The organism is Xanthovirga aplysinae, assembly GCF_009711365.1.
Classification (GTDB): Bacteria; Bacteroidota; Bacteroidia; order Cytophagales; family Cyclobacteriaceae; genus Xanthovirga; species Xanthovirga aplysinae.
Genome location: NZ_SMMB01000244.1, coordinates 1 through 823, shown reverse-complemented (window position 1 = coordinate 823; position 823 = coordinate 1). Strand labels below are relative to the sequence as shown.

Annotated in this window: 1 protein-coding gene; it reads right to left on the bottom strand. The window is 37.3% G+C overall.

The features are described from left to right. Positions 1 to 487: 487 nt before the first annotated feature. Positions 488 to 823: hypothetical protein (locus E1171_RS23285; RefSeq protein WP_187696121.1), on the bottom strand; the 336-nt coding region annotated here is incomplete at its 5' end.

Genomic DNA, 823 nt, shown 5'->3' with positions numbered 1-823 from the left:
GCAGCATACGGCCGCCTTCTGTAAAATGTAGTTTTTTCATTAGAATTGATTTTAGGTTAGGATGGGAACCCTTCAGGTACTAGAAGGCTGCTCCGAAAAATGCTTCTTGGATTTGGGTATGTATAATTTTGCTTTTAATATTGTCGAAGCTTGCTCTTAGGTAGGCTCAAAGCAGCCTAATAACATAATTTTATTGCTTAAGGTAAAATCAAAAAAATAGAGATATGCCCTATTTAATGTTAGAAACCTGAATTAGTGGGAGTTAATCCTGAATAAAAAAGCTGTAGTAAACCCTTACAACCCAATTCCTCAGGTCCAATAAAGAAGTTACAACCTGGCCTCCTTCCTTTTCTATTCCCCATTTCCCCCACTAGTTCAAGCGTCACACTAGGACTTTTAACACACCTGCCTCTATTAACTTTCCGTAGGAATTAAGGGGCTGCCAGGTAAGGTTTAAACATTGCATTTAGAGCCGTTGGAATAAAGTCTAAGGATGTTCCAGGGGCGGGAGTTTCAATAATATTAATCTTCCCCCTGAGGATCTAGCATACCTTAGATATTCATCCTTAGAATTATCTATAAACTCCCCCATCCCCCCAAGAGGAATGACCCCTATAGTATCTAGAGTTGTATGTTTAGTCAGCTCTTCCACAGTCCATAACTTTTGGTAACACTGGAATTTTTCTTCTATAGTTACTTCCACTAATTCAGTACCTATATCCTTACAATACTTATGAAGAAAGTTGTTGAAGTTTATTTCTATTGAATATTGATTCTTAAATAGTTGAGTGGAATGGATCATCAATAAACCTTCCTCATTTAG